Source organism: Stenotrophomonas sp. PD6, from assembly GCF_049199305.1.
GTDB lineage: Bacteria > Pseudomonadota > Gammaproteobacteria > Xanthomonadales > Xanthomonadaceae > Stenotrophomonas.
Window position 1 is genome coordinate 89174 of the sequence record NZ_JBLZQD010000003.1, and the last position, 13999, is coordinate 103172.

Sequence of the window (13999 nt, forward strand, 5' to 3'; positions counted from 1 at the left end):
TACGAGGTAACCGGACACGTAACCGGTTTCATGGTGCGCGCGCGGTCTGGCCTACAGGCGTGGTCCCCACAACGAAAAACGGCCGCACTGGGCGGCCGTTGCTCGATACATCTACGCGCTGCTTCAGCCCTTGGCGATCGTCGCCACGGCCTTGGCCACGTATTCCAGGTTGCCCTGGTTCAGCGCGGCCACGCAGATGCGGCCGGTGCCGACGGCGTAGATGCCGTACTCGTCACGCAGGCGGTCCACCTGCGGGCGGGTCAGGCCCGAGTACGAGAACATGCCGGCCTGGTCGTTGATGAAGGCGTACTCCGGTGCCCCGGCGGCCACCAGCTTGTCCACCAGCCCGTGGCGCAGGGCGTGGATGCGCTCGCGCATCTCGGTGAGCTCCGCTTCCCACAGCTGGCGCAGCTCGGGGCTGGTCAGCACGCCGGCCACCAGGGCGGCGCCGTGGGTGGACGGGCTGGAGTAGATGGTGCGGATGATGCGCTTGACCTGCGACTGCACGGCCTTGGCGGCGTTCGCATCCGGGGCCACCACCGAAAGGGCGCCCACGCGCTCGCCATACAGCGAGAACGACTTGGAGTACGAGTTGGCCACCACGAAGCTGTCGATACCGGCCTCGGCGATGATGCGCATGGCGGCGCCATCTTCATCGATGCCCTTGTCGAAGCCCTGGTAGGCCATGTCGATGAACGGGAACAGCTGACGTTCCTTCAGCAGCTCGGCCACCTGCTTCCACTGCGCCACGGTGAGGTCGGCGCCGGTGGGGTTGTGGCAGCAGGCGTGCAGCAGCACCACGGTGCCCGGCTGCAGCGTGTTCAGATCGGCCAGCATCGCGGCGAAATCCACGCCGTGGGTGGTCGGGTCGAAGTAGCTGTACTCCACCACGTCAAAGCCCGCCGCACCGAACACCGCGCGGTGGTTTTCCCAGCTGGGGTTGCTGATGGCGATGGTGGCGTGCGGCAGCAGGCGGTGCAGCAGATCCGCGCCTACGCGCAGCGCGCCACTGCCGCCCACGGTCTGCGAGGTGGCCACGCGGCCGGCGGCCAGCAGCGGCGAGTCTTTGCCGAAGACCAGTTCGCGGGTGGCCTGGTTGTAGGCAGGCAGCCCGTCGATCGGCAGGTAGCCGCGCGGTTTGGCTTCATTGGCCAGCTGCTGTTCGATCTGCTTGACGGCGCGGAGCAGCGGAATGCGGCCGCTTTCGTCGTAGTAGATGCCCACGCCCAGGTTGACCTTGGTCGGACGGCTGTCGGCGTTGTACGCCTCGGTCAGGCCCAGGATCGGGTCGCCTGGGACCAGTTCCACATTTGCAAAGAAGGACACGGCGGTACTCATTCGGATGACGGAAGGGGGGAGGTGTGCGCGAAACGAGTTAATCGTAACAAAGCCGTGGCGCGGGCGCGGCAGACGCCGTCACGTCTGGATCCGTACCATTGCGTGCGGACCCCCGAATTCAGGAGAACCCCTCTGCGCCCGTTCCGTCCCACCCCGCTGGCGTGCTGCTGCGCGCTGATATCGGCCACCATGCTGCCGAACCTGGCACAGGCCCAGAATGCCGCCCCGCCGCCGCCGATTGAACGGCTGCCCACGGTTCAGGTCCAGGCGGCACGCGGGCAGCAGGTCGCTGATGTGGACCTGCCCGCCTCCATCAGCACGGTCTGGCTGGGTGATGACGCCAACGGCAACCTGGCCCAGCTCAGCGAGGCCCTGAACGGCATTCCCGGCGTGGTGGCCCGCGACCGGCAGAACCTGGCGCAGGACACCCAGCTCTCCATTCGCGGCTTCGGCGCGCGCTCTACCTTCGGCGTACGCGGGGTGCGGGTGCTGGTGGACGGGGTGCCGGCCACCATGCCCGACGGACAGGGCCAGCTCTCGCACGCCAACCTGCTCTCTGCAGAGCGGGTGGAGGTGCTGCGGGGACCGTTTTCGGCCCTGTACGGCAACTCCTCCGGCGGCGTGGTGCAGGTATGGAGCGCCGACGGCGCGGCCGGCGACCCCTGGCGGCTGCGCGTGGCCACCGGCAGCGACGCCACCCTCAGCGCGGGCGCGCAGCTGCGCGGCGAGCAGGGGCCGGTGCGCTACAACGTGGCGGCCAACCACTTCCGCACCGACGGCTGGCGCGACCATAGCGCCGCGCGGCGCGAATCGCTGAATGCGCGGTTGGGTACGGATGTCGCCGATGGCCAGCTGGAGCTGGTGCTCAATTACTTCGATTCCCCCGACGCGCAGGACCCGCTGGGTCTCACCCGCGAGCAGGTGCGCCAGGATCCGCGTCAGGCCACCGCGGTTGCCAGCCAGTACAACACCCGCAAATCGGCCCGGCAGGGACAGGCCGGGCTGGTCTTCACCCGTACCGAGGGCGCGCAGACATGGCGCGCCATGGGCTACGCCGGCCAGCGCAGCGTGGAGCAGTACCTGGCCATCCCCCCGGGCCCGCAGGCCAACCCGCTGCACGCCGGCGGAGTGATCGACCTGGACGGCGGCTACGGCGGGCTGGACGCGCGCTGGGCGTGGCAGGGGCAGTGGGCGGGGCGGCCGCTGGAGTTCGTGATCGGCGCCAATGCCGACCAGCAACAGCAGAATCGCCGCGGTTACGAGAACTTCGTGGGTGACCAGCTGGGCGTGCGCGGCGCATTGCGCCGCGACCAGCGCGACCGCGTGCGCAACGTGGACCAGTTCGCGCAGGCGTTCTGGCAGTGGGCGCCGCGCTGGTCGCTGCTGCTGGGCGCGCGCCACAGCACCGTGCGGTTCCGTTCCGACGATCGCTATGTGACCGCGAGCAACCCCGACGACAGCGGCTCGCGCAGCTACGACGCCACCACGCCGGTGGCCGGGGTGGTGTTCCACCCGAGCGACGCGTGGCGGGTGTATGCCTCGGCCGGGCGCGGGTTTGAAACGCCCACCTTCAACGAGCTGGGCTACCGCGCTGACCGGCAGGCGGGGCTGGCGCTGGATCTGTCGGCCGCACGCAGCCGCAATCTTGAACTGGGCGGCAAATGGCGGGGTAGCGGCGGGGCGGCGTTCGATGCCGCGCTGTTCCGCGCCGACACCGACGACGAGCTGGCCGTGGCCAGCAACACCTTCGGGCGCAGCACTTACCGCAACATCGGCAAGACCCGCCGCCAGGGCGCGGAGGCCAGCCTGCAGCTGCCATTGGGCACGCAGGTGCAGGCCACGCTGGCCTATACCTACGTGGAAGCCACCGTGCGCGAGCCCTACCTGGTGTGCGCCGCCAGCAACTGCGCCACGCCGAATACGCCGGTGGCGGCAGGCTCACGCCTGCCCGGGGTGCCGGAACAGCAGTGGTTCGGCCGCGTGGATTACCGGCCGGGTGAATGGGAATGGGCGGGTGAGGTGGTGGCCTCCAGCGACACGGTGGTGAACGATCTGGCGACCGACAGCGCGCCGGGCTACGCGCTTCTGAATCTGGAGGCCGCCCGCAACTGGACCACCGCGCAGGGCGCGCTGCGCGTGTTCGCGCGCATCGACAATGCGCTGGACCAGCGCTACATCGGTTCGGTGATCGTCAACGATGGCAATCAGCGCTTCTTCGAGCCGGGGCCGGACCGGCGTTACAGCGTCGGCGCGCAATGGACGTGGCGCTGACGGCGCGCGAACAGCCACGCAGGGCGTGGCTCTACCCGCAAACCTTGAACGGTCACGTAGAGCCACGCCCTGCGTGGCTGAACCACCGGACCCGCGCGACCGCCTCGCGCGCCTCGCCCATTCAGCGCGGCGGCTTGGCCGGCACAAACGGCGAGGTCGGATCGCTGGCCGGGAAGGTCTCATCCAGCGCCTCGTCCTGGTTGTCGCTGGCGTGCGCCTTGCGCTCGCTGCGCTGGTGCTCGCTTTCCTTGGTCGCCGGTGCAGGCGCGCCAGTGGGGTCCTTGCGGTCGCGGTAACCGTGCGACGAGCTGGCGGCGATGGGCAGATGATCGGCCGCGTCGCTGCTGCTGGTCTTCTCCTCCGGCGCAGGCATCCCGGCGCCGCGGTCTTCAGCGTCCTGCAGGTCATGTTTGGCGCGCTGCTCGCCGGGGACCGGGGCAGTGGCTTCGCGCAGGGGATCGCGTTGCATGGGGGTGTCTCCAGGGAGCGGTGGTGGAAGCGTACCCACCCACGGTGGATGCCTGCCGTGAAGCCCGCCCCGAAGAAACGTGGAAACCCTCAACACATCTGTCACGTCTGGCTAACGGTGGCGGGGCTATTCCTGCCTGCCCCACCGCAGGAGACGTGCCATGCCCCGCCTGGACCGCCGCGCCGCCCCCGCGCTCTTCAACGCCTACCTGCAGCCGCAACGGAGCACACGCCGGGGGCGCCACACGCGTGCCGAAGACCCGCAGGCCGTGGCGCAGGACTACCTGCAGTACATGCGCAACGATTACGAGCGCCGCCGTGCACAGGGCCGCCGCAGCTGGAAGGACCTCTACCCCGCCTACGCGTTCGCGCTGACCACGCATTACGCCGACTGGCCGCGTGGCAATGACGACGACACCGACGGTGAACTGGCCGAGCACTGGGAACAGATGCGCGGCCAGTCGCGGCTGGGTTGGCTGCAGGCCCGGGCCATCGTGGAAGACGCCTGGCTGGCGCTGGACCACATGCCCGCCGCGGCGGTGCACGGCCTGCTGCAGTAAGGCCGGCGTGCAGCCGGCCTGCACAGGGCAGACACAGGCGTTTCACGCGTGCAGCGGTACAGGTGGCGTTCCTCTTTGCACTGGAGTGGCGCCGCCATGGCCCGACCCATCTGGACCGGAACCCTGTCTTTTGGGCTGCTGAATGTGCCGGTGTCGCTGATGTCGGGCGAACGCAAGACGGACCTCAGTTTCCGCATGCTCGATTCGCGCGACCGCAAGCCGATCCGCTTCGAGCGGGTCAACGCCGACACCGGCGAGGAAGTGCCGTGGAAAGACATCGTCAAAGCCTACGAGTACGACAAGGGTAGTTATGTCGTGCTGGACGAGAGCGACATCAAATCCGCTGCGCCGGAGAGCCACGAAACGGTGGAAGTGGAAAGCTTCGTTGATGCCAGCCAGATCGACCCGCGCTACTTCGAGAAGCCCTACCTGCTGGTGCCCGGCAAGAAGGCCGAGAAAGGCTACGTGCTGCTGCGCGAAACCCTGCGCAGCACCGGCAAGGTCGGCATCGCCCGGGTTGTGGTGCGTACCCGCGAATATCTATGCGCGGTGATGCCGCACGAACATGCCTTGGTGCTGCTGATCCTGCGCTACCCGCAGGAACTGGTGGACCCGGAGGAACACAAGCTGCCCACCGGCTCGCTGGCCGAATACCGGATCAGCAGCAAGGAAACGGAGATGGCAGAAAAACTGATCGAATCGATGTCGGGCGAATGGAAGCCTGATGAGTACCACGATGAGTTTCGCGAACGCCTGCAGGCCGTGCTGACCAAGCGCATCAAGCAGAAGGGCGGCACCACCAAGGTGGAAGACGAACCGGCTGCGCCGCACGATGCCACCACCAACGTGGTGGACTTCATGTCGCTGCTGCAGAAGAGCCTGGACGCGAAGAAGCGCACCCCGGCCAAGAAGAGCGCGGCGGTGTCGAAGGTGGTGAAGAAGGCGGCGTCTGCAAAGAAGGCCGCGAAGGCGACCAGTACAACGAAGAAGGCCGCTACCAAGCCGACCAAGGCGACGAAGAAAACGACCACGCGTGCGCCTGCGCGCAAGGCGGGTTGAGCGCTCATGTCGTTGCAGGAATACCGCCGCAAACGCCGCTTTGGTGAGACCCCCGAACCCGACGACGAACGTCGTGGTGCTGCCGCGCGCCGCCCGATCTTCGTGGTGCAGCTGCATCACGCCAGCTCGCGTCACTACGACTTCCGTCTGGAAGCGGACGGCACGCTCAAGAGCTGGGCGGTGCCGAAGGGGCCCTCGCTGCGCGTAGGTGAGAAGCGGCTGGCGGTGGAGGTGGAGGATCATCCGCTCTCCTACGCCACCTTCGAGGGCGACATCCCGGAAGGCCACTACGGTGCCGGCCATGTGGACGTGTACGACCACGGCACCTGGGCCTGCGATGGCGACCCGCTGGAGGCGATTGCCGCCGGCAAGGTCGACTTCGTACTGCACGGAACAAAGCTCAAGGGTGGCTGGAAGCTGGTGCGCACCAACATGAAGGGAAAGCAGCACCAGTGGCTGTTGATCAAGCGCGATGACGAGGACGCGCGCGATGCGGATGCGGACGCGTTGCTGGAGGAAGGTGTATCACCGAAGCGCACTTCGACCACGCGTAGTGCGACCAAGCGCAACAGCACGACCCGGTCAGCAACGAAGAAACCTGGCGTGCGCAGAAACGCCGACGCGCGCTGGGCCACGCGCGCGCTGGCGCTGGAGCACGCGCGCAGCAAACCCTACCCGCACGACTTCAAGCCGCAGCTCACCGACCACCGCACCAACGCGCCCGACGGCGACGCGTGGCTACACGAAATCAAGTGGGACGGCTACCGCCTGCTGGCCGACGTGCGCGACGGCGTGGTGGCGCTGCGCTCGCGCAATGGCCTGAACTGGACCGACGACTTTCCTGAAGTAGTCCAGGCCATCGCCGCACTGCCGGTCACCGACCTGCGCCTCGACGGCGAACTGGTAGTGTTGGATGCACAGGGCCGCAGCGATTTCACCGCGTTGCAGAAGGTCATCGACGGCACCGCCAAACAGCCGCTGCGCTATGTGGTGTTCGACATGCCGGGCGTGGCCGGCGTGGATATCAGCCGCTCGCCGTTGCTGGCGCGCAAGGCACTGCTGAAGGAACTGCTGGGCGACGTGCCCGGCACATTGGCCTACAGCGATCATGTGCTGGACCACGGTCCGGCAGTGTTCGATGCCAGCGGTACTGCCGGCTTTGAAGGGATCATCAGCAAGCGCGTGGACGCGCCGTACGTCAACGCGCGCTCGCCGAGCTGGGTGAAGGTCAAGCACGAGAACACCGACGAGTTCGTGGTGGTGGGCTATACCGATCCGAAGGGGTCGCGCAGCGGCTTCGGTTCGCTGTTGATGGCCACGCCCGACAAGGGCGCGCTGCGCTACGTGGGGCGTGTGGGCACCGGGTTCGACGATGCGAAGTTGGCCGCGATGCATCGCCAGCTCAAGGCGTTGAGTACCGACAAGGCGGCTGTCGAGCTTCCTTCACACGTGCCGTTCAAAGCGAGCAGCGTGCATTGGGTCAAACCAACACTGGTGGCCGAAGTCGCGTTCCGTGGCTGGGCAAAGGAAGGGTTGCTGCGCCAGGCGAGCTTCAAGCGGCTGCGTGAGGACAAGACAGCCACCGATCTGGGCGCGGCATCACCAGGCAAGGCCGCGAAGCCGACGAAGGTGGCTGCCAAAACGAAAGCGTCGGATCACCCAGCGGATTGGGTGAACATCTCCCACCCCGAACGCGTGGTGTTCGCCAAGGCCAAGCTCACCAAGGGCGACGTGGCGGAGTACTACCGCCAGATGGCACGCTGGATCCTGCCCGAAGTGGCGCGGCGCCCGCTGTCGCTACTGCGTTGCCCCGACGGCGTGGACAAGCAGTGCTTCTTCCAGAAGCACCATGGCACCGGCCTGGGCGACGCGGTGAAGGCCATTCCCCTGGAGCAGAAGAGCGGCCGCGAGGACTATCTCTACATCGAGGACATGGAAGGCCTGCTGCAGCTGGTGCAGATGAACACGCTGGAGCTGCACCCCTGGGGGGCGACGGTGGCCGACCCCGAGCATCCGGACCGGCTGGTGTTCGATCTGGACCCGGGCGAAGGGGTCAGCTGGACCACCATCAAGGCGGCGGCGCGGGAGGTGCGGGCCCGCCTGCAGGAGGTCGGGTTGGAAAGCTTCGTGCGCCTGTCCGGCGGCAAGGGCGTGCATGTGGTGGTGCCGCTGCAGCCGAAGGCGGACTGGGCGCAGGCCAAGGACTTCTGCGAATCGTTTGCGCAGGCGATGGCCGAACACGCACCGGAGCGTTACGTGGCCACCATGAGCAAGGCCAAGCGCACCGGGGTGATCTTCATTGATTGGTTGCGCAATGCGCGCGGCGCCACCAGCGTGTGTTCGTGGTCGATACGGGCGCGCCCCGCCGCTGGCGTGGCAGTACCGCTGCGGTGGGAGGAGTTGGGGCGGATCACTGCCGCCGATGCGTTTCCGTTGCCAAAGGCGCTGCAGCGGGCGCAGAGGTTGAAGCAGGACCCTTGGGAAGGGATCGATCAGGTAAAGCAGGTATTGCCTACGTTGTGATGGGGTGGCCGATTACCGTGCTCAGCCACGCATGGCGTGGCTCTACGGTATAAATATGGCGTGGCTACGGGAAAAATAGCGCACCGCGGTAGAGCCACGCCATGCGTGGCTGAGCGTAGATTCACCGCGGCCGATACCGCGCGCCCAGCCAGATCCCGATCGCCTGGCAAGGCAACGACACCACCAGCGTGATCGCAAACCAGAACGGGTAATCACTGCCCATATCGAACGCGGCATACCCCGACGCGGCGGCAATCAACACCCACACCACACCCCCATGCACATACGGCCACACCGGCGCATAGCGCGCGGCGAACGCGGTGGCGGCCACGCCGCCCATGATGGTCCAGGCCAGGTCCCACGCCAGGCGCCCCTCGCCCTGACCCAGCCCCAGCCACGGCGCGATCCAGCCGCCCGCGCCGGCCACCATGCCCAGCACGAACATCGCCACCACCACACAGAGCACGGAGAGCACGACGGTCTTGGCGGTGGACAACGTGGACATGGGCGCGCTCCAGCGACAGGATGGCACCCATTATGGCCCTCCCCACGCTCAGGCGAGGCCGGCCGCCTGCAGCGCGGCAAACTCCTCGTCGGTGAACAACCGCGAGCGCACCAGGAAGCGCACGCCCTCGCCGTTCTCCAGCGAGAACATGCCGCCGCGCCCGGGCACCACGTCGATGATGAGCTGGGTGTGCTTCCAGTAATCGAACTGCGGGGCGCTGATGAAGAACGGCGCCCCGCCGATGTGACCCAGCTGCACGTCGCGGTCGCCGACAATGAAGTCGCCTTCGGCAAAGCACATGGGCGAGGAGCCGTCGCAGCAGCCGCCGGACTGGTGAAACAGCAGCGGGCCGTGGCGGGCGCGCAGCGTGTCGATGAGGTGCAGGGCCGCCAGTGTGGCGGTGACCTGCGGCGGGGTGTCCGTCATGATGGAAGTCCGTGAGGGCCAGCCAACAGGGGAACCCGAGAATGGCGGCCGCGCCTGCGGGAGAGGGAAACAGGCGCGACCGCCGGGGGCTCAGGCGTTGAGGTCGAGCACCACGCGGCCTTCGATCTTGCCGGCGTGCATGCGCGCGAAGATGTCGTTGATGTTCTCCAGGGCGTCGGTGCTCACCGTGGCGGCGACCTTGCCCTGTTCGGCGAACTCCAGCGATTCCTGCAGGTCCAGCCGCGAGCCGACGATCGAGCCGCGTACGGTGATGCCATTGAGCACCATGCCGAAGATGTCCAGCGGGAACTGGCCCGGGGGCAAGCCATTGAGCGCGACCGTGCCGCCCCGCCGCACCATGCCCATCGCCTGTTCGAAGGCCTTCGGCGACACGGCGGTGACCAGCGCACCATGGGCCCCGCCGATTTCCTTCTTCAGGAAGGCGGCCGGGTCGGTGTTGCGTGCGTTCACCGTCACCGTGGCGCCCAGCCGCTGCGCCAGTGCCAGCTTGTCGTCGTCGATATCCACTGCGGCCACGTTCAGGCCCATCGCCTTGGCGTACTGCACGGCCATGTGCCCCAAGCCGCCGACGCCGGAGATCACCACCCACTGGCCGGGCTTGGTGTCGGTCATCTTCAAGCCCTTGTAGACGGTCACGCCGGCGCACAGCACTGGGGCGATCTCGATGAAGCCCACGCCCTTGGGCAGCAGGCCCACGTAGTCGGCATTGGCCAGCGCGTATTCGGCGAAGCCGCCATTCACCGAGTAGCCGGTGTTCTGCTGGGTTTCGCACAGGGTTTCCCAGCCGCCCAGGCAGTGCTCGCAATGGCCGCACGCCGAGTACAGCCACGGAATGCCGACCCGGTCGCCTTCGCGCACATGGGTGACGCCCGCGCCCACCGCGACCACGTGGCCCACGCCTTCATGGCCGGGAATGAACGGTGGGTTGGGCTTCACCGGCCAGTCGCCTTCCACCGCGTGCAGGTCGGTGTGGCACACCCCGCAGGCTTCGATCTTCACCAGGATGTCGCCGGGACCCGGGCGCGGTACCGCCACCTCCTCGATCCGCAGCGGTTTGCCGAACTCGCGTACCACCGCCGCCTTCATGGTCTTGTTCATGCATCCATCTCCAATCCTGTTGCGTGAGCGTGGCGCCGGCGTCGTGCCGGCGCCTTGATCGTGATCAAACGGGTATCAGAAGAAGCCGAGCTTCTTCGGCGAGTAGCTGACCAGCAGGTTCTTGGTCTGCTGGTAGTGGTCGAGCATCATCTTGTGGTTCTCGCGGCCGATGCCGGACTGCTTGTAGCCGCCGAACGCCGCATGCGCGGGATAGGCGTGGTAGCAGTTGGTCCACACCCGCCCGGCCTGGATGCCGCGGCCCATGCGGTACAGGCGCGAGGCGTCGCGGCTCCACACGCCGGCGCCGAGGCCGTACAGCGTGTCGTTGGCGATCTCCAGCGCCTCTTCCTCGGTCTTGAACGTGGTCACCGACACCACCGGCCCGAAGATCTCTTCCTGGAACACGCGCATGCGGTTGTGGCCCTTGAACACCGTCGGTTTGACGTAGTAACCGCCGGCAAGGTCGCCGCCCAGTTTGTTCTGCTCGCCGCCGATCAGCACTTCGGCACCTTCCTGGCGGCCGATGTCGAAGTAGGAGAGGATCTTCTCCAGCTGCTCGGACGAGGCCTGTGCGCCGACCATGGTGGTGGGATCGAGCGGATCGCCCTGCTTGATCGCGGCCACGCGCTTGAGCGCGCGTTCCATGAATCTGTCGTAGATCGATTCCTGGATCAGCGCACGCGAGGGACAGGTACACACCTCGCCCTGGTTGAACGCGAACAGCACGAAGCCTTCGATGGCCTTGTCGAGGAAGTCATCGTCTTCGGCCATCACATCGGCGAAGAAGATGTTGGGCGATTTTCCGCCCAGCTCCAGCGTGACCGGAATCAGGTTCTGGCTGGCGTACTGCATGATCAGCCGGCCGGTGGTGGTTTCGCCGGTGAAGGCGATCTTGGCGATGCGCGGGTTGCTGGCCAGCGGTTTGCCCGCTTCCAGGCCAAAGCCATTGACCACGTTGAGCACACCCTTGGGCAGCAGGTCGCCGATGACCTCCATCAGCACCAGGATGGAGGCCGGGGTCTGCTCGGCCGGCTTGAGCACCACGCAGTTGCCGGCGGCCAGCGCCGGGGCGAGCTTCCACGCGGCCATCAGCATCGGGAAGTTCCACGGAATGATCTGCCCCACCACGCCGAGCGGTTCGTGGAAGTGGTAGGCGATGGTGTCCTTGTCGATCTCCGACAGGCTGCCTTCCTGCGCGCGCACCGCGCCGGCGAAGTAACGGAAGTGGTCGGCCATCAGCGGGATGTCGGCGTTGAGCGTTTCGCGGATCGGCTTGCCGTTGTCCCAGGTTTCGGCGTGCGCGAGCAGCTCCAGGTGTTCTTCGATACGGTCGGCGATGCGGTTGAGCACGTTGGCGCGCTCGGTGGTGGAAGTCTCGGCCCAGCCGCGCGTGGCCGCATGGGCGGCGTCCAGCGCCGCTTCGATGTCCTCGGCGTTGGAGCGCGCCACCTCGGTGAAGACCTTGCCGGTGACCGGGGTGGTGTTGTCGAAGTACTGGCCGCTGCGCGGGGCGACCCACTCCCCGCCGATGTAGTTGCCGTAGCGCGGTTTGAACACGGACTGCGGATCGGTGGCGAACGACGGGGGCGACGGTAAGGCGTTCATCGGGTGCATCTCCAACTGGCAGGTGGCCCTTGCGGGGGTACTGCCATGGCGCAAGGACGATGCCAGCTTTTCCCTGCTGCGCTGCGACACGGTGTCGCAGCGCGCGGTTGCCCGGTTGTGCCGTCCAGATTGCGGCGACGCAGCACGCGCGGTCATTGCGCGGTAACGCCCGCTGTGGTGTTTATCAGGACAGGCCCGCTACAACTGTCGCAGATTGCGACACTGGAGATTCCAGGTGTCCCAGCTCCCGCTTCAGCACCGCGTTGGCAATGCGCGGCGTTCGTTCTTCGAGCGCGGCGCGGCGCCGGTCGGCATCGTGCCCGACACCATCCTGCAGTCGTGGCAGCGCTGCCTGCGCGGCGGCCTGCTGGTGGATGCGCAGCCCGAGGTGGAGCCGCTGCCGGACGCACGCCTTCGGGAGCTGCGCGAGCGCCAGCAGCGCCTGTGGCGGCTGGCCCGGCCGGAGCTGGATGGCCTGGCCGGCGACATCGCCGCCACCGGCAGCATCGTGCTGCTCACCGACGAGGACGGCTGGATCCTGGACGCCGAAGGCAGCCCGGCCTTCCTGGACAAGGCCGGGCGGGTGGCACTCATGCCCGGGGTGCGCTGGGACGAAACCACGGTGGGCACCAATGCGATCGGCACGGCGATCGTGGAAGGGCGTTCGGTGGAAGTGCGCGGCGGCGAGCACTACTTCGCGCCGCACGGCATCCTGACCTGTTCGGCCACGCCGATCTTCGACCCGTACGGGCAACGCGTGGGCGTGCTGGATATTTCCGGCGACGCGCGCCAGCAGCACCTGCACGCGCGGGTGCTGGCACGCCAGGCCGTGGCACACATCGAGCACCGCTACTTCGACCAGGGCCTGGCCGACTGCGAACTGGTGCGGCTGCACCACGACCGCACCCTGCTGGGCACCGCACGCGAAGGCATCCTGGGCTTCCGCAATGGCCGGCTGGTGGCGGCCAACCGCGCGGGGCTGGCGCTGTTCGGGTTGGACCACCGCGACATCGGCCACGCACCGTACGCGGCCCTGTTCGATGCGCCGCTGTCGCGCCTGCATGACGATGGCGCGCTGATCGACCGCCAGGGCCGTGCGTTGCACGGTGCGCTGACCGCGACGAGCGCGCCTGCGGCTCGCCGCCCTGTGCCCTCGCCCGCACCGCGCCCGGCCACGGCGTCGCCACCGGCGCTGCGCGCGCCGCTGCAGGCGGATGCGTCGCCCTTGTTCGACAGCGCGCAGCTGGAATCGCTTGAGCGCGCGAGGCGGGTGTTGGACGCGCAGCTGCCGGTGCTGGTGCTGGGCGAAACCGGCAGCGGCAAGGAAGTGTTCGCGCGCGAACTGCACCGCCGCAGTGCGCGTGCAGACCGCCCGTTCGTGGCGGTGAACTGTGCGGCATTGCCCGAAGGCCTGATTGAAGCCGAGCTGTTCGGCTACGAGGAAGGCGCGTTCACCGGGGCGCGCCGCAGCGGCAGCACCGGGTTGTTGCGTCAGGCGCAGGGGGGCGTGCTGTTCCTGGACGAGATCGGCGACATGCCCTTGGCCCTGCAGCCGCGCCTGCTGCGGGTGCTGCAGGAGCGCACGCTGTCGCCGCTGGGCGGCGGCAAGACGGTGCAGCTGGATTTCGCATTGATCTGCGCCACCCATCGCGACCTGGAACAGGCCATGGCCGAGGGCGCGTTCCGCAGCGATCTCTATTACCGCATCGCCGACCACGCGGTGCGGTTGCCGGCGCTGCGTGCGCAGGGCGACCGTGTGCCGCTGGTGCGTGGCCTGTGGGAACGGCTGGGTCAGGGACGCCAGCTGCAGCAGGCCACCGTGGACGCGCTGGCCGCCTATGCGTGGCCGGGCAACCTGCGCCAGCTGGCATCATGCCTGCGCACGCTGGTGGCGCTGAGCGATCCCGGCAGCATGATTGCGCCGGACGCGTTGCCGGCTTACGTGCGCGTGGCGCCTGTCGCGGCGCAGGTGGCCACGAGCACGCCCGCGACCGGTGCACTGGACGCCATCACCCAGGCCGCCATGCGCGACGCGCTGGCGGCTGCCGACGGCAACGTCACCCGCGCCGCGCGCGCGCTGGGCATCAGCCGCAGCACGCTGTACCGCCGGCTCGGGTGAACGCGT

Annotated in this window: 11 protein-coding genes; 5 read left to right on the plus strand and 6 right to left on the minus strand. The window is 67.8% G+C overall.

Annotated features, from left to right (window positions below; all coding sequences use genetic code 11):
• Positions 1-123: 123 nt before the first annotated feature.
• Positions 124-1326 carry an aromatic amino acid transaminase gene (locus tag ACOZHM_RS06210; protein ID WP_421568223.1) on the minus strand — a complete coding sequence of 401 codons (1203 nt, stop codon included), beginning with the start codon at positions 1324-1326 and terminating at the stop codon, positions 124-126.
• Between the two features lie 201 nt (positions 1327-1527).
• Here ACOZHM_RS06210 and ACOZHM_RS06215 point away from each other — a divergent pair, with 201 nt between their 5' ends.
• On the plus strand, positions 1528-3609 hold the full coding sequence (locus ACOZHM_RS06215; RefSeq protein ID WP_421568225.1) for a TonB-dependent receptor family protein: 2082 nt from the start codon (positions 1528-1530) through the stop codon (positions 3607-3609).
• Between the two features lie 121 nt (positions 3610-3730).
• Here the strand turns inward: ACOZHM_RS06215 and ACOZHM_RS06220 are convergent, their stop codons facing one another.
• Complete coding sequence (locus ACOZHM_RS06220; RefSeq protein ID WP_421568226.1) at positions 3731-4078, minus strand: hypothetical protein; 348 nt, start codon at positions 4076-4078, stop codon at positions 3731-3733.
• 160 nt (positions 4079-4238) lie between these two features.
• On the opposite strand from ACOZHM_RS06220, the gene ACOZHM_RS06225 reads away from it, so the two are divergent.
• The 3 genes from ACOZHM_RS06225 to ligD all read left to right on the plus strand — a co-directional run bounded on the left by ACOZHM_RS06225 (position 4239) and on the right by ligD (position 8219).
• On the plus strand, positions 4239-4637 hold the full coding sequence (locus ACOZHM_RS06225) for a hypothetical protein (protein WP_421568227.1): 399 nt from the start codon (positions 4239-4241) through the stop codon (positions 4635-4637).
• 96 nt (positions 4638-4733) lie between these two features.
• Positions 4734-5696: a Ku protein gene (locus tag ACOZHM_RS06230; RefSeq protein WP_421568228.1), complete on the plus strand. Its 963-nt coding sequence runs from the start codon at positions 4734-4736 to the stop codon at positions 5694-5696.
• Between the two features lie 6 nt (positions 5697-5702).
• A complete protein-coding gene (gene ligD, locus ACOZHM_RS06235; protein ID WP_421568230.1) occupies positions 5703-8219 on the plus strand; it encodes a DNA ligase D in 2517 nt (838 codons plus the stop codon).
• A gap of 121 nt (positions 8220-8340) precedes the next feature.
• Here ligD and ACOZHM_RS06240 read toward each other — a convergent pair whose 3' ends face one another.
• The 4 genes from ACOZHM_RS06240 to adh form a co-directional block, all read right to left on the minus strand.
• On the minus strand, positions 8341-8724 hold the full coding sequence (locus ACOZHM_RS06240; RefSeq protein WP_421568232.1) for a hypothetical protein: 384 nt from the start codon (positions 8722-8724) through the stop codon (positions 8341-8343).
• A gap of 48 nt (positions 8725-8772) precedes the next feature.
• On the minus strand, positions 8773-9150 hold the full coding sequence (locus ACOZHM_RS06245) for a DUF779 domain-containing protein (RefSeq protein WP_421568233.1): 378 nt from the start codon (positions 9148-9150) through the stop codon (positions 8773-8775).
• Between the two features lie 90 nt (positions 9151-9240).
• Entirely contained in the window at positions 9241-10269 is a 1029-nt protein-coding gene (gene adhP / locus ACOZHM_RS06250) for an alcohol dehydrogenase AdhP (protein ID WP_421568235.1), read from the minus strand.
• Between the two features lie 75 nt (positions 10270-10344).
• On the minus strand, positions 10345-11874 hold the full coding sequence (gene adh / locus ACOZHM_RS06255; RefSeq protein WP_421568237.1) for an aldehyde dehydrogenase: 1530 nt from the start codon (positions 11872-11874) through the stop codon (positions 10345-10347).
• 235 nt (positions 11875-12109) lie between these two features.
• Here adh and ACOZHM_RS06260 point away from each other — a divergent pair, with 235 nt between their 5' ends.
• Positions 12110-13993, plus strand: a complete 1884-nt coding sequence (locus tag ACOZHM_RS06260; RefSeq protein ID WP_421568238.1) for a sigma-54-dependent Fis family transcriptional regulator — start codon at positions 12110-12112, stop codon at positions 13991-13993.
• Positions 13994-13999: the final 6 nt, after the last annotated feature.

Coding starts and splice junctions, on each gene's coding strand:
- ACOZHM_RS06220 (WP_421568226.1), bottom strand. CDS start 4,078: ATGCAACGCGATCCCCTGCGCGAAGCCACTGCCCCGGTCCCCGGCGAG.
- ACOZHM_RS06240 (WP_421568232.1), bottom strand. CDS start 8,724: ATGTCCACGTTGTCCACCGCCAAGACCGTCGTGCTCTCCGTGCTCTGT.
- adhP (WP_421568235.1), bottom strand. CDS start 10,269: ATGAACAAGACCATGAAGGCGGCGGTGGTACGCGAGTTCGGCAAACCG.
- ACOZHM_RS06215 (WP_421568225.1), top strand. CDS start 1,528: ATGCTGCCGAACCTGGCACAGGCCCAGAATGCCGCCCCGCCGCCGCCG.
- adh (WP_421568237.1), bottom strand. CDS start 11,874: ATGAACGCCTTACCGTCGCCCCCGTCGTTCGCCACCGATCCGCAGTCC.
- ACOZHM_RS06245 (WP_421568233.1), bottom strand. CDS start 9,150: ATGACGGACACCCCGCCGCAGGTCACCGCCACACTGGCGGCCCTGCAC.
- ACOZHM_RS06225 (WP_421568227.1), top strand. CDS start 4,239: ATGCCCCGCCTGGACCGCCGCGCCGCCCCCGCGCTCTTCAACGCCTAC.
- ACOZHM_RS06230 (WP_421568228.1), top strand. CDS start 4,734: ATGGCCCGACCCATCTGGACCGGAACCCTGTCTTTTGGGCTGCTGAAT.
- ligD (WP_421568230.1), top strand. CDS start 5,703: ATGTCGTTGCAGGAATACCGCCGCAAACGCCGCTTTGGTGAGACCCCC.